Origin of the sequence: Isoptericola luteus (assembly GCF_020297055.1) — a bacterium.
GTDB classification, from domain to species: domain Bacteria; phylum Actinomycetota; class Actinomycetes; order Actinomycetales; family Cellulomonadaceae; genus Isoptericola; species Isoptericola luteus.
In genome coordinates this window covers 344,949-365,437 of sequence record NZ_JAIXCQ010000001.1, presented here as the reverse complement: position 1 = coordinate 365,437, position 20,489 = coordinate 344,949, and the positions used below count along the sequence as shown (strand labels likewise).

General features: G+C 74.9%; 19 protein-coding genes and 1 riboswitch. Of the genes, 12 read left to right on the top strand and 7 right to left on the bottom strand.

What is annotated here, in order from left to right:
* Nucleotides 1-82: 82 nt before the first annotated feature.
* The gene (locus tag LEP48_RS01745) at nucleotides 83-2,179 is read right to left on the bottom strand and encodes an acyl-CoA dehydrogenase family protein (protein ID WP_225563792.1); all 2,097 of its coding nucleotides are present in this window, start codon (nucleotides 2,177-2,179) and stop codon (nucleotides 83-85) included.
* Nucleotides 2,176-2,937, bottom strand: coding sequence for a TetR family transcriptional regulator (locus LEP48_RS01740; protein ID WP_225563791.1), 762 nt, complete (start codon nucleotides 2,935-2,937; stop codon nucleotides 2,176-2,178). Before LEP48_RS01740 ends, LEP48_RS01745 begins: the two co-directional genes overlap by 4 nt.
* Nucleotides 2,938-3,023: 86 nt before the next feature.
* Between LEP48_RS01740 and LEP48_RS01735 the strand changes: the two genes are divergently transcribed.
* From LEP48_RS01735 to LEP48_RS01705, 7 genes are all read left to right on the top strand, one after another.
* Nucleotides 3,024-4,406 carry an acetyl-CoA C-acetyltransferase gene (locus LEP48_RS01735; RefSeq protein WP_225563790.1) on the top strand — a complete coding sequence of 461 codons (1,383 nt, stop codon included), beginning with the start codon at nucleotides 3,024-3,026 and terminating at the stop codon, nucleotides 4,404-4,406.
* 13 nt (nucleotides 4,407-4,419) lie between these two features.
* Nucleotides 4,420-5,790 carry a 3-oxoacyl-ACP reductase gene (locus LEP48_RS01730; protein ID WP_225563789.1) on the top strand — a complete coding sequence of 457 codons (1,371 nt, stop codon included), beginning with the start codon at nucleotides 4,420-4,422 and terminating at the stop codon, nucleotides 5,788-5,790.
* A complete protein-coding gene (locus tag LEP48_RS01725) occupies nucleotides 5,787-6,812 on the top strand; it encodes a MaoC family dehydratase (RefSeq protein ID WP_225563788.1) in 1,026 nt (341 codons plus the stop codon). The genes LEP48_RS01730 and LEP48_RS01725 overlap by 4 nt, the downstream gene beginning before the upstream one ends.
* 88 nt (nucleotides 6,813-6,900) lie before the next feature.
* On the top strand, nucleotides 6,901-7,821 hold the full coding sequence (locus LEP48_RS01720; protein ID WP_225563787.1) for an LLM class flavin-dependent oxidoreductase: 921 nt from the start codon (nucleotides 6,901-6,903) through the stop codon (nucleotides 7,819-7,821).
* A 96-nt stretch (nucleotides 7,822-7,917) separates the two neighbouring features.
* A complete protein-coding gene (locus tag LEP48_RS01715) occupies nucleotides 7,918-9,390 on the top strand; it encodes an amidase (RefSeq protein WP_225563786.1) in 1,473 nt (490 codons plus the stop codon).
* A 141-nt stretch (nucleotides 9,391-9,531) separates the two neighbouring features.
* Entirely contained in the window at nucleotides 9,532-10,161 is a 630-nt protein-coding gene (locus tag LEP48_RS01710; RefSeq protein WP_225563785.1) for a hypothetical protein, read from the top strand.
* Between the two features lie 114 nt (nucleotides 10,162-10,275).
* Nucleotides 10,276-10,446: a CsbD family protein gene (locus LEP48_RS01705; protein ID WP_225563784.1), complete on the top strand. Its 171-nt coding sequence runs from the start codon at nucleotides 10,276-10,278 to the stop codon at nucleotides 10,444-10,446.
* A gap of 70 nt (nucleotides 10,447-10,516) precedes the next feature.
* Here LEP48_RS01705 and LEP48_RS01700 read toward each other — a convergent pair whose 3' ends face one another.
* Entirely contained in the window at nucleotides 10,517-11,974 is a 1,458-nt protein-coding gene (locus tag LEP48_RS01700; protein ID WP_225563783.1) for an aminotransferase class V-fold PLP-dependent enzyme, read from the bottom strand.
* 33 nt (nucleotides 11,975-12,007) lie between these two features.
* Nucleotides 12,008-12,122, bottom strand: a riboswitch (SAM riboswitch).
* Nucleotides 12,123-12,210: 88 nt separating this feature from the next.
* On the opposite strand from LEP48_RS01700, the gene LEP48_RS01695 reads away from it, so the two are divergent.
* The 5 genes from LEP48_RS01695 to LEP48_RS01675 all read left to right on the top strand — a co-directional run bounded on the left by LEP48_RS01695 (nucleotide 12,211) and on the right by LEP48_RS01675 (nucleotide 16,672).
* Nucleotides 12,211-12,777 carry a hypothetical protein gene (locus LEP48_RS01695; RefSeq protein ID WP_225563782.1) on the top strand — a complete coding sequence of 189 codons (567 nt, stop codon included), beginning with the start codon at nucleotides 12,211-12,213 and terminating at the stop codon, nucleotides 12,775-12,777.
* Between the two features lie 2 nt (nucleotides 12,778-12,779).
* Entirely contained in the window at nucleotides 12,780-13,394 is a 615-nt protein-coding gene (locus LEP48_RS01690) for an OmpA family protein (protein WP_225563781.1), read from the top strand.
* A gap of 213 nt (nucleotides 13,395-13,607) precedes the next feature.
* Nucleotides 13,608-14,108 (top strand): rhodanese-like domain-containing protein, encoded by a 501-nt coding sequence (locus LEP48_RS01685; RefSeq protein ID WP_225563780.1) that lies wholly within the window; start codon nucleotides 13,608-13,610, stop codon nucleotides 14,106-14,108.
* Nucleotides 14,109-14,149: 41 nt separating this feature from the next.
* The gene (locus tag LEP48_RS01680) at nucleotides 14,150-15,376 is read left to right on the top strand and encodes an O-succinylhomoserine sulfhydrylase (protein WP_255640537.1); all 1,227 of its coding nucleotides are present in this window, start codon (nucleotides 14,150-14,152) and stop codon (nucleotides 15,374-15,376) included.
* Nucleotides 15,377-15,430: 54 nt separating this feature from the next.
* Nucleotides 15,431-16,672 (top strand): MFS transporter, encoded by a 1,242-nt coding sequence (locus LEP48_RS01675; protein ID WP_225563778.1) that lies wholly within the window; start codon nucleotides 15,431-15,433, stop codon nucleotides 16,670-16,672.
* A gap of 30 nt (nucleotides 16,673-16,702) precedes the next feature.
* On the opposite strand, the gene LEP48_RS01670 is transcribed toward LEP48_RS01675, so the two are convergent.
* The 4 genes from LEP48_RS01670 to LEP48_RS01655 all read right to left on the bottom strand — a co-directional run bounded on the left by LEP48_RS01670 (nucleotide 16,703) and on the right by LEP48_RS01655 (nucleotide 20,481).
* Entirely contained in the window at nucleotides 16,703-17,362 is a 660-nt protein-coding gene (locus tag LEP48_RS01670) for a response regulator (RefSeq protein WP_225563777.1), read from the bottom strand.
* Nucleotides 17,359-18,747: a sensor histidine kinase gene (locus LEP48_RS01665; RefSeq protein WP_225563776.1), complete on the bottom strand. Its 1,389-nt coding sequence runs from the start codon at nucleotides 18,745-18,747 to the stop codon at nucleotides 17,359-17,361. Before LEP48_RS01665 ends, LEP48_RS01670 begins: the two co-directional genes overlap by 4 nt.
* Before the next feature lie 103 nt (nucleotides 18,748-18,850).
* Nucleotides 18,851-19,768: a hypothetical protein gene (locus LEP48_RS01660; protein WP_225563775.1), complete on the bottom strand. Its 918-nt coding sequence runs from the start codon at nucleotides 19,766-19,768 to the stop codon at nucleotides 18,851-18,853.
* The gene (locus LEP48_RS01655) at nucleotides 19,768-20,481 is read right to left on the bottom strand and encodes an ABC transporter ATP-binding protein (protein ID WP_225563774.1); all 714 of its coding nucleotides are present in this window, start codon (nucleotides 20,479-20,481) and stop codon (nucleotides 19,768-19,770) included. Before LEP48_RS01655 ends, LEP48_RS01660 begins: the two co-directional genes overlap by 1 nt.
* Between the last annotated feature and the right edge of the window lie 8 nt (nucleotides 20,482-20,489).

The following is a 20,489-nucleotide window of genomic DNA, read 5'->3' as shown; positions in this document are numbered from 1 at the left end:
ACCCGCACGACGACGAGCCCGGTCCCGCCGTGGGCGGGGTCGGGCTCGTCGTCGTGTCAGGGCCGGCCTCTCGGCCCCTTCGTCAGCGCTGCTTCTTCTTGAGCGACTTCTCGCTCACCGGCGCCTCGCCGCTCGCGCGCTGCGCGGCGTAGTAGGCCCGCGCCTCCTCCTGACGCTCGGCCTCGAGACCGGAGGCGATGGGCGCCCGCAGGTGCTCGGGGCCGTAGCCCCACGCGTCGACCAGGTCGACGGCGTGCGGACGCAGGCGGTCGAGCAGGCGGTCGACGTACGACGTCACCGTCCGGGCGCGCTGCGCGGACAGCCGGCCGTTGACGAGGTACCACGCGAGGTTGCGCTCGATGAGCGTGAGCCCGAAGACGTCGCGCAGCCACGTCAGGACGCGGCGGGTGCCCGGGTCCTCGATGTCGGCCAGGGCCTCGGTGAACGCCGACCAGCGCAGCAGGTCCGCGTGCGCCTTGGCGGCCTCGACGAGCTGCACCTGGTTCTCGTCGAAGATGCGGGCGGCCGTGACCGGGTCCGCCTTCTGCGCGGGACGCATCGCCATGGCGACGTCCTCGACCATCGTCGCGACGCGGTCGGCCAGCAGCTCGCGCTGCGTGTCGGTGTCGCGCAGGTGACCGGCCGCACGGCGCGGGTCGCCGACGTCGGCGATCGCCTGGCCGAACCGGCGCAGGCCCGTCCGGTGCAGCGCCGCGTCGGCGGCCTGGTCGACGACGAAGCGCGCCAGCCCGGCGGGCGTCTTCGTGCTGCCCTTGAGGTGCTTGGCGTAGTCGCCGACGAGGCGCTTGGCCACGAGCTGCTGCAGCACCGTGTTGTCGCCCTCGAACGTGGCGTACACGTCGAGGTCGTGGTGCAGGCTCGTGATCCGGTTCTCGGTCATGAACCCCGCGCCGCCGCACGCCACCCGGCACTCCTGCAGGGTCTCGAGCACGAACGTCGTGGACGTCGACTTGAGCGCCGCCGCCATCGTCTCCAGGTCCTCGCGCTGCTCCGGCGTGTCCTTCTCGCCGGAGAACACGTCGTCGAACAGGTCGAGCAGGCGGTCGTGCGCGAAGTGCGACGCGTACGTCTCCGCGACGCGCGGCAGCAGCCGGCGACGGTGCGTGGCGTAGTCGAGCAGCACGGTCTCCTCGACGGGCGACGACGACGTGAACTGGCGGCGCTCGGCGCCGTACTTCACGGCGATCGCGAGGCCGAGCTTGGACGCGGTGACCGCCGCGCCGTCGAGCGACACCCGGCCCTGCACGAGCGAGCCGAGCATGGTGAAGAAGCGCCGCCCCGGGCTGTCGATGATCGACGAGTAGGTGCCGTCGGCCGCCACCGCTCCGTAGCGGGCGAGCAGGTCGGCGCGCGGCACGCGCACCTGGTCGAACGCGAGGCGCCCGTTGTCCACGCCCCGCAGGCCGCCCTTCAGGCCGTCGTCGTAGCCGCTGATGCCCGGCAGGAACTCCATGGTCTCGGGGTCGCGCACGGGCACGTAGAAGCAGTGCACGCCGTGGTTGACGCCGTTCGTGATCAGCTGGGCGAAGACGGTCGCCGCGGTGGCGTGCACGGCCGCGTTGCCGAGGAACTCCTTCCACGCCGCCCGGAACGGCGTGTGGACGACGAACTCCTGGGTCGCGGGGTCGTACGTGGCGGTGGTGGCCACCGAGGCGACGTCCGAGCCGTGCCCGATCTCGGTCATCGCGAACGCGCCCGGCACCGACAGGTCCATGGCGGCAGGCAGCAGGCGGTCCTGCTGCTCCGGGGTACCCAGGTGCAGGATCGCCGAGGCGAACAGGCCCCACTGGACGCCCGCCTTGATCTGCAGCGACGGGTCGGCCGCCACGAGCTCCTCGAACCCGGCGAGGTTCGCGCCAGAGGAGTCCTTGCCGCCGAGGCGCTCGGGGAAGCCGAGCCACACCTGGTGCGTCTCCTCCGACGCGAGCAGCTTCATCTGCTCGAGCACGCGCTCGCGGTGCTCGGCCATGGACTGCGACTCGTCCTTCCAGAAGGTGGGGTCGGTCGCGCGCTCGCGGGCGGCGCGGCGCCACTCGGGCCAGCGGCCGAGCAGGTGCTCGGACATCCCGGCGACGTCGACACGCGGCGTCGGCTTCGCGCCGGAGGCGCGCGGGTGGTCGTCAGGGAGGGACACGGGACGGTCGGACGTCATGGTCATCGGTGCTCCTGCGTGCGTGCGGTGTGGGTGTCTGCATGGTCTGCGGGATGCGCGGCGGGCGGGATCCCCGGGGCGTCGTGGTGCAGGACCCCGACGGGGCCGGTCCACAGCCACAGGGTCACCTGCTCGGTGAGCTCCTCGCGCGACAGGCGGCCGGGGCCCTGGCCCGACAGCCACCACTCGCCCGCGCCGCGGACGAAGCCCACGGCGCCGGCCGCCCAGGCGGCCGCCGTCGTGGCCGGGACGTGGACGGCGCGGGCGAACGGCTCGGCGACGAGCTCGATCACGGAGTCGAGGTAGGCGCCCAGCGCCTCGACGGGTCCCGACGTCGACCCCGGGGGCCCGCCGTCGGTCGCGGGCTCGTTGCCACCGATCGCGGTCCGGGTGACGAACCAGTAGACGTTCGGAGACTGCTCGATCATCTCCAGGTAGACCCGCACCATGGCGCGCAGCGCCGCGTGCGGCGTGGGGGCCGCCTCGGCCGCCTCCCGCAGGGCGTCGTGCATCGTGGCCACCACGTGCGCGGCGACGGCGAGGCGCAGCCCCGCCTTGTCGTCGAAGTAGCGGTAGACGATCGACTTCGAGGTGCCGGCGGCGGTGGCGATCTCGTCCATCGAGACCGTGGGCCCGCCCCGGTGCACCGCTCTGCGGGCAGCATTGACGAGCTCGGCCCGTCGCGCGGCACGATGGTCGTCCCACCTCGTGGAACGACCGTCGAGCGTCGCGCGCCCGCCGGGCTCTCGCTCCGCGGCCCTCATCGGCCGCATCCTGTGACTCGTCTCACGAGACTGAGAGTATCAGGTACTGTGAGTCCTACCTGACCGACGGAGTGAAGGAACTACCTGTGGCCACACGCAAGCCGACCGGGTCCGCCAGCCGGGCCACCGCCCGCGCAGCCGCGGACCGCGCCCCTGGCGTCCGCGACGCCGTGATCGTCGGAGGGAACCGGATCCCGTTCTCCCGCACCGGCAAGAAGTACTCCGACGCGTCCAACCAGGAGATGCTCACCGCCGCGCTGGAGGGCCTCGTCGCGCGCTTCGGCCTGCAGGGCGAGCGGCTCGGCGAGGTGGTGGGCGGCGCCGTCCTCAAGCACTCGCGCGACTTCAACCTCGTGCGCGAGTCGGTGCTCGGGTCCTCGCTCTCCGCGCAGACCCCCGCGTTCGACCTGCAGCAGGCCTGCGCCACCGGCCTCGAGGCCGCGATCAACGTGTCGAACAAGATCAAGCTCGGCCAGATCGACTCCGGCATCGCCGGCGGCACCGACACCGTCTCCGACGCGCCGGTCGCCGTGAGCGAGGGCCTGCGTCGCGCGCTGCTCGACGCCTCGCACGCCAAGACCCTCCAGGCCCGCCTCAAGGCGCTCGCCAAGGTGCGCCCGGCCGACCTCAAGCCGCTCACCCCGTCCACCGACGAGCCCCGCACGGGCCTGTCCATGGGCGAGCACCAGGCGATCACCGCCGCTCGCTGGGGCATCAGCCGCGAGGCGCAGGACGAGATCGCGCTCGCCAGCCACCAGCACCTGGCCGCCGCCTGGGACGCGGGGTTCTTCGACGACCTCGTCACCCCGTTCCGCGGGCTGACCCGCGACGACAACCTGCGCGCGGACACCTCCATGGAGAAGCTCGCGTCGCTCAAGCCGGTCTTCGGCAAGAGCCTCGCCACGTCGTCCGAGGCCCCCGTGGAGCCCACCATGACGGCGGGCAACTCCACCCCCCTGACCGACGGCGCCTCTGCCGTCCTGCTCTCGTCCGCCGAGTGGGCGGCCGAGCGCGACCTGCCCGTCCTCGCCCGCTTTGTCGACGCCGAGACCGCCGCCGTCGACTTCGTGCACGGCCACGAGGGCCTGCTCATGGCCCCGGTGCACGCGGTGCCGCGCCTGCTCGCCCGCAACGGCCTCACGCTGGACGACATCGACTTCTTCGAGATCCACGAGGCCTTCGCCTCCACGGTGCTCACCACGCTCGCGGCCTGGGAGGACGCCGACTACTGCAAGAGCGAGCTCGGCCTGGACGGCGCGCTCGGCAGCGTCGACCGCGCGCGGCTCAACGTCAACGGCTCGTCGCTGGCCGCCGGCCACCCGTTCGCGGCCACCGGCGGGCGGATCCTCGCCACGGCCGCCAAGCTGGTCGCGGCGAAGGCCGCCGAGACGGGCAGGCCCGCCCGCGCGCTCCTCTCCGTCTGCGCTGCCGGGGGCCTGGGCGCCACCGCCATCGTCGAGTCCGTCTGAGCGGGGGAAACCGATGACCGACAACTACACCAAGGCCGTGAACTCCGGGTTCACCAAGACCCTCGCGAAGAAGCTCGGCCTGCCCCGGCCCGCGATCCTGCGCCGACACCGCGCCGGCAGCCCGCTCACCGTGGGGCCTGTGCTCGTGGTGTCCGACGCCGCGTCGAGGCCCGACGCGGACGCGCTCGCCCGGACGCTCCTGGGCTGGGGCGTCGACGTACGCCGCGAGCCGACCGACGACGCCCGCTGGGGCGCCGTCGTCCTCGTGCTCACCGGTGCGGCCGTGCCCACCGACGTCTCCGGGGCCGTGCTCACGACCGGCTCCGTGCTGCGGTCCCTCGCGCCGAGCGGCCGCGTCGTCACGGTGTCGCGGGCGACGACGGACGGCGACTCCCCCGAGCTCGCGGCCGTGCGCCAGGGCATCGACGCGTTCGTGCGCTCGCTCGCCAAGGAGCTGCGCTTCGGCGCCACCTCCGACGGCATCGTGCTCACCGACGACGCCGCGGCCGACGACCCCACGGCCCTCGCCACGCTGCGGTTCTTCCTGTCCGCGAAGTCCGCGTACGTGGACGGTCAGCTGCTCCCCGTCGGCCCGACGCCGGACGCCGCCCGGGCCGCGGAGACCGCCACGACGCCGGACCATGCCACGGAGCGCCCGCTGGCCGGCCAGGTCGCCGTCGTCACGGGTGCCGCGCGCGGCATCGGCGCGGCGATCGCGAAGACGCTGGCGCGTGACGGCGCGACCGTCGTGTGCGTGGACGTCCCCGCCGCGGGCGAGGCCCTCGCGAAGACCACCAACGCCGTCGGCGGCACCGCGCTGCAGCTCGACGTCACGGCCGACGACGCGGGCACCCGCATCCTCGAGCACGCCCGCGCCCGGCACGGCCGGCTCGACATCGTGGTGCACAACGCCGGCATCGTGCGCGACAAGCTGCTCGCCAACATGGCGCCGGCGCAGTGGGACGCCGTCGTCGCGGTGAACCTCTCCGCGCAGCTGCGCATCAACGCCCAGCTCCTGGCAGCCGGGCTGGAGGGCCTGCGCATCGTCTCGCTCGCCTCCACCTCCGGCATCGCGGGCGGCAAGGGCCAGACGAACTACGGCTTCTCCAAGGCGGGCGTCATCGGGCACACGCGGGCCACCGCACCGCTCGCCGCCGCCGCCGGGGGCACCGCGAACGCCGTCGCGCCGGGCTTCATCGAGACCGACATGACAGCCACCATCCCGCTCCTCACCCGCGAGGTCGCGCGGCGCCTGCCGTCGCTGCAGCAGGGCGGCCAGCCCGTCGACGTCGCCGAGGCCGTCGCGTTCCTCGTCTCCCCCGCCGCCGCGGGGATCAACGGCCAGGTGCTGCGCGTGTGCGGCCAGCACATGGTGGGCCAGTGACGGCGGCCACCCCGGCGACCGGCGCCGGCGACCCGCTGCGGGTCGAGTCCCTGCCGACCCTGCCGGGTCTCGGCGGCCTGTACGCGCGCGGCGCGGCCTCCTCGGGCCGTATCGCCGCGGGCCGGGCGCTGCCCGGGCTGCCGGTCATCGGCTACGGCCGCGCCGGCGACGGTGACGACGACGGGGGCGGCACGCTCGTCCTGCCCGACGTCGCGTACCAGGTCACCGGGGTGGCCACCGCGGGGATGACCGCGCACCTGCACGACTACCAGCGGCTGCTGCACGAGCCGGTGACGGATGTGCTGTCTGCCGGGTACCTGCACGTGCTGGCGTTCCCCCTCGCCACCGCGGTGATGGTGCGGCCCGACTTCCCCCTGCCGCTGCTCGGCATGGTGCACCTGGCGAACGCGGTCGAGCTGCGCGGTCCCGTGCAGCTCGGCGACGTCCTGGAGGTGCGGGCGTGGGCGGAGAACCTGAGGCCGCACCGGCGGGGGGTCCAGGTCGACCTCGTCGCCGAGGTGCGTCGCGCGGACGACCCTGCCGGCGTGCCCGTGTGGCGCGGGGTCTCCACCTACCTGGCCAAGGGGTTCGAGGCGCCCGGGACCGAGCCGGCCGGCGTCACCGAGCCCGAGGACGCCGCCGAGGACCGGGCGCCGGTCGGCACGTGGGCGCCCCCGCTGCCCACCGGGCGCTGGGCGCTCGGGCCGGGCACGGGCCGCGCGTACGGGGCCGTCTCCGGGGACCGCAACCCGATCCACCTGTCGGCGCTGTCGGCCAAGGCGTTCGGCTTCCCCCGCGCCATCGCGCACGGGATGTACACCGCGGCGCGGGCCCTGGCCGACGTCGGCCACGCGCGCGGCGAGGCCTATCGGTGGACGGTCCGGTTCGCCAAGCCCGTGCTGCTGCCCGGGACGGTCGACGTCGCCGTGACCCCGGCGGCCGACGGGGTCGGCTTCGACTACGTCGGCTGGAACGGCGGGCGCCGGATCAAGCACTTCGAGGGCAGCGTCACCCCGCTCTGACCCGGCGGCCGGGCCGGTCGCCGTCCTGTCGGCGGCCGGCCGCAGGCCCGACCTCGACAGGACCCGCCGACGGGGTCAGGCTCGTGCCATGACGACGATCGGATGCGTCCTGCCGCCGTACGGCAACCCCCCGTCGCGGTTCGCGCCGTTCGCGCGGACCGCCGAGGCCGCGGGCCTCGACGAGGTGTGGCTCTGGGAGGACTGCTTCCTCGAGTCCGGCCCGGCGACCGCAGCGGCGATGCTCGCGGCCACCGAACGCCTGCGCGTCGGCATCGGCGTCATGCCGGCGCCCCTGCGCCACGTCGCGCTCACGGCCATGGAGACCGCCACCCTCGACGGCATGTTCCCCGGGCGGTTCCTGCCCGGCCTCGGGCACGGGGTGCAGTCCTGGATGGGGCAGCTCGGCGTCCGCGCCGCCTCGCCGCTGACGCTGCTGCGCGAACAGGTCGGCGCCCTGCGTGCGCTGCTCGACGGCGAGCGGGTCACGACGTCGGGACGCTACGTCACGCTGGACGACGTGGCGCTCGACTGGCCGCCCGCGTCCGCCCCACCCGTGCTCTGCGCCGCCAAGGGGCCGAGGACGCTGCGGCTCGTGGGCGAGGTGGCAGACGGCGTCGTGTTCGACGGCGGCGCCGGGCTCGCGGCGGTGCGCCGGGCGCTCCCGCTCCTCGACGAGGGCCGGGCCGCGGCCGGGCGTCCGCCCGTACGGGATTCCGGCCCCGGCAGCGAGGACCCGTTCCGGGTCGTGACGTTCCTACCGGTGGCGGCCGGGCCGGACGCCGTCGAGCGCGTCCGCCGTGCGGCGGCCACCGAAGGGCTCGACCCGCAGGACGGCGCGGTGCTCGCGGACCACTTCTCCTGGGGCTCCGCGGAGCAGGTCGCCGACGGTCTGCGACGGTTCGTCGACCTCGGCGCGACCTCGGTGGTCGCCGAGCCCACCCGTGACGAGCCCGACCTCGACGGTTTCGCCACGTTCGTCGGCGAGCGGGTGGCTCCCCTCCTCCTCTGACCCCGCACCCCCCGACCGAGGCGCCGGGCACGGGCTGGGACCGGCGTCACGGCCGAGAACGACGGCGACCGCGGGTTCGGCGCGCAGGATGGGGGGATGGACGAGCTGCACGAGACGACCGCCGTGGACCTGCGCGACCGCCTGGGCGCGGGCGAGCTGACCCCCACGGAGGTGGCGGACCACTTCCTGGCCCGGATCGAGCGGGCCGGCCCCGGCCTCGGCGCGTTCGTCAGCGTCACGCCGGGGGCCGCGCGCGAGCGGGCCGCCGCTCTCGAGGCGATGGACCACGGCGACCGCGGGCCCCTGTGGGGGCTGCCGAGCGGGGACAAGGACCTCTGGGCGCGCGCGGGCGTCCCGGCCGGCTTCGGGTCGCGGGCGTTCGCCGGCGACGACGCCGTCGTGCCGCCGTCGAGCGACGAGATCGTGGAGGTGCTCGACGCCGCGGGGGTCGTGAGCCTGGGCCGCACGACGGCGCCCGAGCTCGGCTTCCCGGCGTACACGGAGCCGCTGGCCGGGCCGGTCGCGCGCAACCCGTGGGACCCGGCGCTCGGGGCGGGCGGCTCCAGCGGCGGGGCGGCGGTCGCGGTCGCCGCGGGGCTGCTGCCGTTCGCCCCCGGGTCCGACGGCGGCGGGTCGGTCCGGATCCCCGCCGCGGCGTGCGGCGTCGTGGGCCTCAAGCCGTCGCGCGGGCTGATGCCGGCCGGGTCCGGGCAGGAGGCCCTGGGGGGCCTCGTCGTCAACGGGCCGCTGGCGCGCACCACCGCGGACGTCGCGCTGCTCCTCGAGGGCATGCTCACCTGGGACGCCGACGGCGGGGTCGCGCACCCGCTGACGCTGCGCGCGCCGTCTGCCCGGCGAGGCGAGTACCTCGCTGCCGCCCAGCGGGGCGAGGCCCCCGGCGACGACGGCCGTGCCCGGCGCCGCCTGCGGATCGGGGTGACGCTCGACTCCGCCTGGGACGACTTCTACGACATCACGACGTCGGCCGAGGCCAGGGCCGCGCTCGACGTCGGCACCGACGAGCTCACCGGGCTGGGGCACGACGTCGACGAGCTCTCGCTCGCACCGTTCGAGGAGTACGGGCCGGCGTTCCGCACCCTGTGGATGGCGGGGGCGTCCGCGGTCCCGCTCGACGACCCCGCGCGCCTGGCCAGGCTGGAGCCGCTGACGCAGTGGCTCATCGGCCGCGGCCGTGAGGTCCCGGCCCGCCGGCTCGCGGAGGCGCTGCGCACGCTCACGGCGTTCGAGCGGCACCTGGTGGCGCAGGTCGCGCGGTTCGACGTCGTGCTGACCCCCGCTCTGGCCATGCCGCCGCGACCCGTGGGCTGGTTCGACCCGCAGGACCCGGAGCGCAACTTCGAGCAGCAGTGCCAGTACACGCCCTGGACGTCGATGCTCAACGTGGCGGGGCTGCCGGCGATCGCGGTGCCGGTGCACCAGACCGACGCGGGCCTGCCCATGGGCGTGCAGGTCGTCGGGAGGCCCGGCGGGGAGCGCACCCTGCTCGCGGTCGCCGCCCAGCTCGAGGACCGCCTGCGCTGGGCCGACCGGCGTCCGCCGACCTGGTGACGCCTCTCCACCGGGCCGGGCCCGCGGACGACGAGAAGGGTCTCGACAGGGTGGGCCGATCGGGGTAGGTTACCCCTCGGGGGTAGGGGTATATACCCCTGCCGGGTACGCCTACCGTGATGCACGAAGGAGTGGATCGCCATGCCCCATCGAGAGACCTCAGCGGTTTCCCGACCAGCCGCACCGACCGGCGGCGACGCACCACCACGAAGCATCGCCTGGATCGCCGGGTGGACCGTCGTCGGCATCGTGTCCGGGATCGGCATCGTGTTCGGCCTCGGCGGTTCGACGAGCCCCGGCGACGGCGCGGCGACCGAGCTCGCCACCACCGCCTCGGCCCCCGCGACCGCCGTGGCGGTGGCCGCCCTGTGCTACCTCGCTGCCGCCGCGACCGGACTCCGCTGGGTCGGCTGGGCGGCGGTGCCGGTCGCCAGCGCCCTGCCGTTCCTCGCCTTCGTCGGGGTGCCTCGCTGGCTGCCGTTCGCCGTCGCCGGGCTCGCTCTCCTGCTGCTCGGGCTCGTGCGGCGCCGGCCGACGACGCTCGCCCAGGGCGCCGCGATGGTCGCGTACTACGGCGTCGCGCTCGCCGGCGTCGGCCTGGCCCCGCGCGCCGGTCTCGTCGTGGCCGGTCTCGCGCTGGCCGCCCACGCCGCGTGGGACCTCGTGCACTACCGCCGCGACGTCGTCGTGCACCAGTCGCTCGCCGTGTGGTGCATCGGCCTGGACCTCACGGTCGGCGGGATCTGTCTGACCCTCGCCGTCCTCGGCTGAGCCCGCCGGCGCCGCGGGCCCCCCACGCCCCGCCACCCGGGGGCCCGAGATGCGGGCGGGCAGCGACGTGCATAGCGTCGTCGTTCGAGGTCCACGTTCGACGGAAGGAGCCCCATGGCACTCGGAGACAAGGCCAAGCATCTCGCGGAAGAGACAGAGGGCAAGGTCAAGGAGACGACGGGCAAGCTCACCGGAGACGAGTCGAAGGAGGCCGAGGGCGAGGCCCAGCAGGCCGGGGCCAACCTCAAGCAGGCCGGTGACGACGTCAAGGACGCGTTCAAGTAGGCCTGCACGTCGAAGGGGGCGCGACCGGACGCCGGTCGCGCCCCCTTCGACGTCCAGCGGGGCCCGACCGTCACGCGTCGCCGGGCAGGCAGCCGAACGCCTCGTCGGCCCCGAGAGCCGCCGTCGCCAGCAGCCCCTCGAGCCCTGAGCCCTCGGGCACGGGCCGCGGGTCGTCGACCACCACCCACAGGTTGTCCACGACGTCGTACCTGGCCTGCGGGCCGTCGCAGACGAGGGCGCCGACGGCGGCGACGAGCCGCTCCACCTCCTCGCCGGCGGTCCCCAGCCCGACCGACGCCCGCACGGCCCCGGCGTCGAAGCCGAGGCGCCCCAGCAGCGGGTGCGCGCAGAACCGACCGTCGCGCACGCCGATGCCGTGCTCGGCGGACAGGTACGCGGCCACGAGCCCCGGGTCGTAGCCCGTGACCGTGAACGTCACGACGCCCACCGGGTCCACCGCGTCGTCCCAGACGTGCACGACCTCGACGCGGTCGAGCGCCCCCAGGCCGTCGACGAGCCGGCGGCGCAGCGCGTCCTCGTGCTCGCGCGCCACCGTCGTGTCGAGCGCGGCGAGCTCGTCGCAGGCCGCCGCGAGCGCCACCGCCCCGAGCACGTTGGGGGACCCCGCCTCGTGCCGGGCCGGGCCCTCGTGCCAGTCGGTCGTCGTCGCGCGGACCCGGCGCACCGCGCCGCCTCCCGCGAGGTACGGGGTGCCGGCGTCGAGCCAGTCGCGCCGCCCCACCAGCGCGCCCGCGCCGAACGGCGCGTACGTCTTGTGCCCGGAGAAGGCGACGTAGTCGACGCCCGTGGCGGCGAGCGAGAACCGGCGGTGCGGCACGAGCTGCGCGCCGTCGAGCACGACGCGCGCGCCGGCGTCGTGCGCGAGGGCGACGACGTCGGCGACCGGCAGCGACTCCCCCGTCACGTTCGAGGCACCGGTGAGCGCGACGAGGGCGTACGGGCGCCCCTCGGCCAGGCCTGCGGCCAGCTCGTCGGCGATCTCCTCGCAGGTGGCGGCGACCGTGTGGCCGCCCGTGACGACGGTGGCGTCGGTGACCCGCTGCCAGGGCAGCAGGTTGGCGTGGTGCTCGATGTCGAGGACGAGCACGCGTCCTCGCGCCCCGGTCGCCTGGTCGACGGGGACGCAGCCCGCGAGCAGGTTGAGCGAGTCCGTGGTGTTGCGCGTGACGAGGGTCAGGTGCTCCTCGCGGGCGCCGACGAACGTGCCGATGGTGCGCCGTGCCTGCTCGTACAGGGCGGTCGAGACCTGCGACAGGTATCCCGCACCGCGGTGCACGCTCGCGTACAGCGGCAGCACCTGGGTGACGCGGTCCGCGACGGCCTGCAGGGCCGGGGCCGAGGCCGCGACGTCGAGGTTGGCGTACGGCACCCGGCGTCCGTCCACGAGCGGGACGAGCGTGTCGGCGCCGACGACGGGCAGCACGGGCGCGACGTCGTGGACGGTCGCGGTGGTCCCGGTCGTCGCCGGCGTGGCCCGGGCGGGCCGGGCATCGGTGAGCGTGGTCATGAGTGGTCCCCTCGGTCGTGCCGGGGAGAGCTCTCCCCGCGCTTGCCCGGCGCCGGACGGCGCGGGCCTGGTCGTCACCCGGGGCACCCCGCCGCGGAAGGAGGGTTGCCGGCCAGCGAGCCGGGGCTTGACGCTGGCGCTCTTGACCTGGTGCCAGGATCACCGGAGCCGTCGACGGATGTCAACAGGTGGGCGAAACGTCTCGCGATGCGGCCTCCTGACGGTACGGTGCTCCGGTGAGTCAGCGAACCCTGCGCCTCGTCCCCGTCCTCGTCGCCGGAGCGCTCGCCCTGTCCGGCTGCACGTCCGGCGGTCAGGACGACGCGGCGGCCGACGCCGCAGATGCCCCGGCCGGCGCCGCGCAGGAGTCCGGCGACGCTGCTCCGGGCGGCGTCGTGGGCGTCGACTTCCCGGACCCCGACGACGTCGTCGCGGACGCGACGTTCACCGTGCCGGGCACGAAGGACGAGGTGCGGGTGGGCATCGAGTCGCTCACCGTGCGCGGCGAGACCACGGAGCTGCGGCTGGTCTTCACCCCGCAGTACGACGACGGGGACGCGATCTCCGTGTTCAGCATGCTCGGGGAGACGAGCGGCGGGCTCGACCTCATCGACCGGGAGAACCTCAAGGAGTACCGCACGGGGTACACCACCGACTACGTCGGCGCCAAGGCCGCCCGGGGCGAGTCCGTCGGGTTCCAGGCGTACTTCGCCGCGCCGGAGGACGACATCACGACGATCGACGTCAAGCTCCACGACTCCTGGCCGGTGTTCGAGGACGTCCCCCTGACCGTCGAGGACTAGGCATGCGCACCCGCACCGCACGTCCCGGCGCCCGGTGGGCGGCGCTCGGCGTCGTCCTCGTCCTTGCCGGTTGCACCGGTTCCGGCTCCGACGCCCCGGCCGACGACGACGGACCCTCCTACGACTGGCCGTCGGCGCCGGACCTCGGCGACGACGACACCGGCGAGCCCGGCTCGCACGGCGACGTCATCGAGCACCAGCCCTCCGTGGTGCACCACGGCGGCATGGACGTCGTACCCGTGCAGGAGGTGACGACCGAGGGCGAGGAGACCGTCGTGACGCTGTCCTCCGACATCCTCTTCGCGCCGAGCGAGGCGGAGCTCTCCGCCGGGGCGCGGGCCAAGGTCGCGGACCTGGTCGCCGACGTCCCGGACGGCGCCTCGATCAAGGTGCACGGTCACACCGACACCGTGGACACCGACGAGGTCAACCAGGAGCTGTCCGAACGGCGCGCCGAGGCGGTCGCCGACGCCGTGCGGGCCGCTCGTGAGGACGTCGCGACCGACGTCCGCGGGTTCGGGGAGACCCGGCCCAAGGTGCGCGAGAGCGGTGACGAGGACGCCGTGGCCACGGCCCGTGCGCAGAACCGCCGAGTCGAGATCCGCTACGGCGGCTGAGCCCTCCACGCGCCTGCGGGCCCGCCTGGCTCACCTCGCGAGACGGGGTGCCCACCAGGCGGACGGTGTCGTACGATCGCGCTGACCATCCCGAGCGGCCGAGTGACGTGGCACGTCGACGCCGCAGCAACCCGCGGGCCGGTCGTCGCCGGTCTCCGTCGACGACCCGGACCGGACGAGGGTGCTACCGCCACGACCGATGGGAGGAGCGCCATGACGGCACCTGCACCGACGCCCGGAGCACACCCCGAAGCCCGGCCCGCCCCGGGCTACGCCGGCGACCTGGACCCCCAGCAGGCCTGGGACCTGCTCGCCACCGACCCCGACGCCGTCCTGGTGGACGTCCGCACCGAGGGCGAGTGGCGGGCGGTCGGCGTCCCCGACACCCGCGCGCTCGACAAGGACACCGTCCTCGTGGAATGGGTCAAGGCCGGCGGGCGGCCGAACCCCGCGTTCCTCACCGACCTCGAGGACGCCGGCGTCACCGCGGGCCGCCCGGTCGTGTTCCTGTGCCGCTCCGGGCAGCGCTCGATCGGCGCGGCGCGCCTCGCGACGTCCGCGGGCATCGGCCCGTCGTACAACATCCTGGAGGGCTTCGAGGGCGGCGCCGGGTTCGACGGCGCCCGCGACCACGAGGGCTGGAAGGTCCGCGGCCTGCCCTGGGGCGAGCTCGTGGACGCCGAGCCCACGCCGCCGACGGGCGCCGACCGGTGAGCGCGCTGCACATCCCCACCGGCCCCGCCGCTGACGACGTCCTGCACGGCGGCTCCGGCCGCGGCCCGCTGCCGGCGACCGCGCGCCCCGCGACGCTCGCCGTGCGGGGCGGGCACCGCCGCTCGGACTTCCAGGAGACGTCGGAGGCCCTGTTCCTCACCCAGGGCTACACCTACGACACCGCCGCCGACGCCGAGGCGGCGTTCGCCGGCGAGCAGTCCCGGTTCCTCTACTCGCGCTACGGCAACCCCACGGTGCACGTCTTCGAGGAGCGGCTGCGGCTGATCGAGGGTGCCGAGGCCTGCTACGCGACGGCGTCGGGCATGTCGGCCGTGTTCACGACGCTCGCCGCGCTCGTGTCCAGCGGTTCGCGCATCGTGTCCGCGCGGGCGCTGTTCGGCTCCACCACCGTGATCTACTCCGAGATCCTCGCGAAGTGGGGCGTGCAGGTCGACTACGTCGACGGGCACGTCACCTCCCAGTGGGAGGAGGCGCTGGCCACCCCCGCCGACGTCGTCTTCTTCGAGTCGCCGTCCAACCCCATGCAGGACCTGGTGGACGTGCGCCGGGTGGCCGACCTCGCCCACGCCGCGGGCGCGGTCGTCGTCGTGGACAACGTGTTCGCGACGCCGGTGCTGCAGAAGCCCCTCGAGCTCGGGGCCGACGTCGTGGTCTACTCCGCCACCAAGCACATCGACGGCCAGGGCCGGGTGCTGGGCGGCGCGATCCTCGGCTCGCGGGAGTTCCTCACGGGACCTGTGCAGACGTTCATCCGCAACACCGGGCCGTCGCTGAGCGCGTTCAACGCGTGGGTGCTGCTCAAGGGGCTGGAGACGCTCGACGTGCGTGTCCGGGCGCAGAACGCCGCGGCACTGCAGATCGCGACGGCGCTCGAGCGGCTGGACGGCATCACCGGCGTGCGCTACCCGTACCTGCCGTCGCACCCGCAGCACGAGCTCGCGCTGGCGCAGCAGTCCGGCGGCGGGACGGTCGTGACGTTCGGCCTCGACGTGCCCGAGGGCACCGACCCCGCGGAGGCGAAGAAGCGCACGTTCGCGTTCGTCGACGCACTGCAGATCGTCGACATCTCCAACAACCTCGGCGACGCGAAGTCGATCATCACGCACCCCGCGACGACGACGCACCGCCGGCTCGGCGCCGAGCGCCGTGCCGAGGTCGGCATCGCGGAGACCACCCTGCGCCTGTCCGTCGGGCTGGAGGACCCGCTGGACCTGCTGGAGGATGTCGAGCAGGCGCTGCGCGCCTGACCTCAGCCACGTTCCCGGCACCTGGCCGGCCCGTGAAAGGCAGCACTCCCCGCCGTGTACTCGCTCCTCCTCGCGATCATCTACATCGCCTTCGTCAGCCTCGGGCTCCCGGACTCCCTCGTCGGAGCCGGCTGGCCGGTCATGCACCAGGACCTCGGGGTCCCCGTCTCCTTCGCCGGCGTCATCACCATGATCATCGCCGGCGGCACCATCCTGTCCAGCCTCGCGTCCGAGCGGGTCACGCGCCGGTTCGGCGCCGGCATCGTCACGGCCGTCAGCGTCGGGCTGACCGCGGCCGCCCTCGTCGGCTTCTCCGTCTCCGGCTCGTTCTGGATGCTGTGCCTCTTCGCCGTCCCCTACGGGCTGGGAGCCGGTGCGGTCGACGCAGCCCTCAACAACTACGTGGCCCTGCACTACGCCGCGCGGCACATGAACTGGCTGCACAGCTTCTGGGGGCTGGGCGCGTCGATCAGCCCGTTCATCATGAGCTACGCCGTCACCTCCGGGATGGGCTGGACCGGCGCCTACCGCACCGTCGGCATCGTCCAGGCCGTCCTGACGTGCGTGCTGATCGTCAGTCTGCCGATGTGGGGGAAGGTGAACCGGGTCGCGCCTCCCGGGCAGACCGACGAGACGGACGAGGCGCACGGGGCCGCGACCGAGCCGCCGGGCGCGGGCGGTCACGTCCCGCTCGCGCAGGCACTGCGGATCCCCGGTGTCCTGGTGATCCTGACCGCGTTCTTCGCGTACTGCGCGCTGGAGAGCACCTCGATCCTGTGGGCGTCGACATACCTCGTGGCCGAGCGCGGCGTCGATGCCGCCACGGCGGCCGCGTTCGCCTCGCTGTTCCTCCTGGGCATCACCGGCGGGCGGTTCCTGGCCGGCTTCCTCGCCGACCGGGTCGGGGACAAGCAGCTGATCCGTCTCGGCTTCACGACAGCCGGACTGGGTGTCGCGATGCTCGCGCTCCCCGTGGAGACAGACGTGCTCGCGCTCGCCGGGCTGGTGGTCGCGGGGCTCGGGTGCGCGCCCGTCTATCCCGCGATCATCCACTCCACCCCGGCCAACTTCGGGCGCCGCAGCTCCCAGGCCGTCATCGGCATCCAGATGGCCGCCGCGTACACCGGCTCCACCCTCGCGCCACCGTTGTTCGGCCTGGTCTCGGCCTGGGCAGGGATGTGGGTCCTCCCCCTGTTCCTCGCCGTGCTGGTGGCCCTGGGCCTGCTCATGTCCGAGCGCCTCAACCGGCTCGTCGGGCAGCGAGGACGGGCCGAACGGCTGGCCCGCCAGCCCTGACCGCGAGCGCCCCACGGACCGTCGGACCGGTCAGGCGCCGGGCACGGCCAGCCCGGAGTCGTAGGCCCACACGACGAGCTGCACCCGGTCGCGCGCGCCCGTCTTCGTCATGATGCGGCTCAGGTGCGACTTCACCGTGCTCGGCTCCAGGAACAGCGCCGCGGCGATCTCGGCGTTCGACGATCCACGGCTCAGGAGTGCCACGATCTCCCGCTCCCGCGCCGTGAGCAGCCCCTCCGCCGTGGCGTCGGGCGCGACCGGGCCGCGGCGCCGCGCGAACTCGTCGATGACCCGCCGGGTGAGGGACTGGTCGACCAGCCCGTCGCCCGCCGCCACACGGCGCACGGCGTCCACGAGCACCTCCGGCTCCGCGTCCTTGAGCAGGAACCCCGACGCGCCCGCCTCGAGCGCCCCGAAGACGTCGTCGTCCAGGTCGAAGGTGCTCACCACGAGGACCGGCACCGGGTCCTCCACCCCAGGCCCGGCGAGCTCCCGCGTCGCGGCGATGCCGTCGCCGCCGGGCATCCGCACGTCCATGCAGACGACGTCCGGCCGCACGCGCCGCACGACGCGCACCGCGTCCGTGCCGCTCGACGCCTCGCCCACCACCTGCAGCCCTTCGCTCTCCAGGATGACGGCGATCCCGGCGCGGACCATCGCCTGGTCGTCCACCAGCACCACGCGGGTCATCGGGCCCCCTCCGCGGCCTCACCGGGCACGGGCGCAGACGCGGACGCAGAACGCGACGGCGCGGGCGCCGGCGCAGGGCGCGACGGCGCAGGTGCGGACGCGGTGCGGGGCACCGTCAGCCGCACGCGCCAGCCGCCACCGGGCGCCGGGCCGGCGTCCAGGGTGCCGCCCACGAACTCGGCGCGCTCGCGCATCCCGATCAGCCCGTGCCCGGGACGGGCGGCCGCGGCCGACGGCACGGTCGTCGTCGTCGGACCGCCGTTGTGCACCGTCACCACCAGCGCGCGGGCACCGTGCTCGGTGTCGATCTCGACGGTGCGCCCGGGGGCGTGCCGTCGGGCGTTGGACAGCGCCTCCTGCAGCACGCGGTACACGGTGAGCTGCACCGTCGGCGGCAGGTCGACGGGCTCACCCCGCGAGGTCTCCCGCACCGTCGCCCCCGCGCTGCGGGCCAGCTCGACCAGCTCGGGGACGTCGTCGAGCGTCGGCTGCGGCGTGGCGGGGACTCCGTCGTCGGGCGCGGTGGCGTCGCGCAGGATCCCGACGACGAGCCGCAGGTTGTCGAGCGTCTCGCGCCCCTGCGCCCGGATCCAGCGCATCGACTCCTTGGCCCGGTCGGGGTCGCGGTCGACGAGCCGCTCGGCGGCCGACGCCTGCAGGACGATGCCCGAGAGGTGGTGCGCCGCGACGTCGTGCAGCTCCCGGGCCATGCGGCCGCGCTCCTCGAGCACGGCCTGCGCGGCGAGGGCCTCCTGCTCCCGCTCGGCCTGCAGCACCTGCTCGCGCAGCCCTGCCAGAAGCTCGCGGCGCGTGCCGACGTACGCCCCGACGAGCACCGCCCCCAGGTACGTCAGGAGGGCGGAGACCAGCCCGCTGGACAGCTGCGCACCGACCGAGAACCCCAGGGACGTGTCCGGGCCGGCGAGGACCAGGCCGAGCAGCACCTGGACCACCGCCGTCCCGCCCGCGCTCCAGATCGCCGTGCGCCGGGGGGCGTACGCCCCGAGCGTGTACGCCGCGACGACCCCCGCCGGCGCCTGGAAGTTGACGAACGGCGGCAGCAGGAGCACCAGCCCCAGCTGGCCCACGAGGGTGAGCCCGAGGCACAGCAGCGGCGCCCGACGCCGCAGGGTGAGCGCCGACGCCTGCGCCACGATCACGGCGCCGGCGCCGACGTACTGCCCTGTGGTCATGTGGTCCGCCGAGACGTCGACGCCGATCGCGGCGCCGAGGTCCGTCAGGACGGCCCGCATGACGGCCCAGAAGAGCAGCAGGCTCCCCACCGCGACGACGGCGGCGAGCAGGGCGTCGCGCGCCGTCGTCGTCCGGATCCCGGCGGCGTCGAGCCGGCGGTGCAGCACCTCGAGCACAGGTCCCCCCGTCATGGCTGGTCGCGGTCCGTCCGACGGTACCGTCCGGCCCGCGCCGTCGGGAGCATCGCCGGGCGCATCGTCAGGCGCATCGTCAGGCGCATCCTCAGGCGCATCGTCAGGCGAGGTCGCGGCGGCGGAACACGACCGCCGCGACCCCGAGCAGGACGGCCGCCCAGGCCAGCAGGCCCGCGAGCGCCGTCCCGGCGCCCATCGCCGCCGAGCCGCCGAAGAGCTGCGCGGCACCTGCCTGCCCGGTCGAGGCGAGGGACCCGAGCGTGAGCGGCAGCCACGACGTGAGGGACGCCGTCCCGCCGGACAGGACGAGCGCCATCGTCTGCACCAGCGGCTCCACGAGCGCCAGCGACGCGACCACCACGATCGCCGCCACCTGGCCGCGCACCAGGGTGCCGACCGCCAGGCCGAGCCAGGTGAGCAGGACGAGCACCGCCAGCCCACGGCCCCAGACTCCCAGCACCTCGCCGGCGCCGAGCACCAGGGACGCGTCCGGCGTCGTCGCGACCGCGACCACCAGGCCCACGGCGGTCAGGAGCGCCAGGACGCCGCCCGTGACGACGGCCACGACCGCCGTCGCACCCGCCTTGCCCGCCAGGATCCGCAGCCGGTCGGGGACGACGAGCGCGGTGGGGACCATCCCGCCGGTGCGGAAGTCGGTCGTCACCGCGAGGACGCCCAGCAGCAGCATGCACAGCGCCGTGATCCCGGAGGACGCGGCGCCGCCCGCCCCGCTGCCCAGGAGGTCCAGCAGCCCGCGCTGCGCGTCGGCGGAGCCCAGGTCGGTGAGCGCGCCGAGGTCGGCGGTGAGCTCCGCCGTGTCCGCGGGGGTCATGGGCGTGCCGACGGTGAGGCCGGCGCCGTCGCCCGAGCCGAGGGCCCCGAGGCCCCCGAGGGTCCCCAGGGTGCGCGGCAGCACGAGGGTGACGACCTGGGTGAGGACCATGCCGGCGGCGGCGACCGCCGCGATGATCCAGGGGGTCCGGGTGGACCGCAGCTTGAGCAGCTCGGCGCGGAACATCAGCGCACTCCTTCGGTGGTGGCGGTGAGGTCGAGGTACACGTCCTCGAGGGAACGGTCGGTGACGAGGTCGTCCAGGGTCCCCGCGGCGACGACGCGGCCCTGGCCGACGACGACGAGGTCGTCCGCGACCTGGGTGACCTCCGCGAGCACGTGACTGGCCAGCAGCACCGTGCCGCCGTCGGCCGCGAACGAGCGCAGCAGCTCGCGCAACCAGCGCATCCCGGCAGGGTCGAGGCCGTTGGCGGGCTCGTCGAGCACCAGCACCTGGGGGCGGCCGAGCAGCGCGGCGGCGATGCCGAGCCGCTGCTTCATGCCCAGGGAGTAGGTGCGCACCCGGCGCTGGGCGGCAGGTCGCAGGCCGACCAGGTCCAGCACCTCCTCGGCCCGCAGCGCCGGCAGCCCGCCCGCGGCGGCCAGGACGCGCAGGTGGTCGCGGCCCGTGCGGCCGGGGTGCAGCCCGCCGGCGTCGAGCATCGCGCCGACGACGCGCGACGGGTGCTCGAGCTCCGCGTACCGGCGGCCGTCGATCGTCGCCGTCCCCGCGTCCGCGGACGCCAGGCCGAGCAGCACGTGCAGCGTCGTGCTCTTGCCCGCCCCGTTCGGTCCCAGCAGGCCCACGACGCGCCCGGCGCCGGCCGCGAACGTCACGTCGTGCACCGCCTCGAAACGTCCGTAGGACTTCTTCAGCCCTTCGATCCGGATGACGCTCATCCGTCTCC